The 1815-nt window shown below is 37.9% G+C and carries 1 pseudogene; it reads right to left on the bottom strand.

Features of this window, described 5'->3' with window-relative positions:
- Positions 1-1815 (bottom strand): annotated as a pseudogene (locus IDG60_RS27505) (GA module-containing protein); the annotation flags it as partial.

The following is a 1815-nucleotide window of genomic DNA, read 5'->3' as shown; positions in this document are numbered from 1 at the left end:
CTTTCTTACCTTGGTCAGCATCTGTAAAGTTCACTTGTTGTTTAACAGTGTTTTGGTCATTAATACCATTTTGAAGTTGACCCATTGCTGTATTTAATTCATTAGCAGTATTTTGTGCAGCAGTTACGTCTGCTACTGTCGTTGCATTGTCAATTTGACTAGTTGCTGCAGTTGATTGCGCGTTATTCAAGTTACTATATGAAGCTAATGCACGTTTTGCTGTTTCTTTCGCTTGAGCAACTTTATTATCACCATTCAAGTCGTTTTTAGCTTGATTCAATTGGTTAAGCGCTGCTTGAACTTGTGTTTCATTCGCGTTACTGCCATTTGCATTAGTAATTGCTTCTGCTTGTGTAACTGCAGTATCATACGCCTGTTGTTTTGGTTGATCCGCATCTGTGTAATTGACACTACGTTTCGTATTATCCTTTTCAGCAAGTGCATGTTTCAAATTACCCATCGCTGTGTTTAACGATGTTGCTTTATTTTTAGCCGCTGTGACAGCTGCAAGATTTGGTGCTTGATCCACTTCAGCATTTGCCGCAGTTCGTTGTGCATTGTTCAAGTCTGTCAAACGACCGATATCTGATTTCGCAGTTTGTTTTGCTGCTGCTAATTTTTCATCACCGTTCAATGCAGACTTCGCACTGTTCACTTGGCTCGCTTTTTGGTTAATTGTATCAGGATTCATTTCAGGGTTATTCGTTGCACTAATAATACCTTCAGCATTAGTTACCGCATCATTGTATGCATTTTGTAAATCTGCATTCGCGTCTTGATAATCTTCGCTTGATTTAGTCGCATCTTTAGAAGCAATACTTTGTCTTAATTGATTCATTGCTTGATTTAAAGTACCAGCATTTGCTTGGATGCCTTGAACACCAGCAACAGTTGTACCACGTTCAATTTGTTCTGTTAAGTTTGCTTTTTGAGCATTAGTTAAATGTGACATTGTCGCTAATTGTTGTTTAGCTGTGTTCTTCGCTTCATTTAATCGCGCGTCACCATTTAATGCTGTTTTAGCAGTATTCACACGTTGTAATGCTTGTTCAACGGCTACTTTATTGTCATTTGAACCAGCTGTTTTATCTAATAACGTTTTAGCTGCTGTTACAGCATCATTGTATGCAGTTTGTTTATCTCTATCTGCTTCAGTATATTTCTGAGCTGCTTTTGTAGCTGCTTCGTCATTAATACCACGTTGTAAGTTGCTCATTGCAGTATTTAATTCAGATGCCATTGTAGACACTTGATTTACACCTGCAACTGTTGTCGCACCTTCAATTTGTGATTTCAATGCTGCTTTTTGTGCATTATTAATTGATGTAAGGTTATTCAATGCATTTTTCGCAGTTGTCTTAGCGTTCGCAACATTTTGATTACCGTTCAATTCGTTTTTAGCACGTTGTACATTTTGTAACGCAGTTTCGACACCGTCTTTTGCAGTATTTGGACCTTGTGCTTTATTTAAAATTTGTTCAGCTTGCGTCACTGCATTTGTATATGCATTACGTTTCGCTTCATCTGCATCAGTGAAGTTAACACCTTGCTTAATCGTATTTTGATCTTGAATACCATTTTTCAAGTTCGTCATAGCTGTATTTAATGCGTCCGCATTATTTTGCGCTTGTGTTACTTCATTAACATGCGTTGCACCTTCGATTTGGCGTTTCGCTGCATCTTTTTGTGCATTAGTTAAGTCACTTAAGCCATTCAAATGTTGCTTCGCATTTGTTTGCGCAGTTCTTAAGTTTTCTTGACCGTTTAACGCTTGTTGTTTAGCTGTCACTTGGTCTTTCGCTTGATTAATTTCTT

The organism is Staphylococcus sp. EG-SA-2 (genome assembly GCF_017152085.1).
The sequence above is the reverse complement of the archived record's forward strand: the minus strand, read 5'-3'. Positions and strand labels throughout refer to the sequence as shown.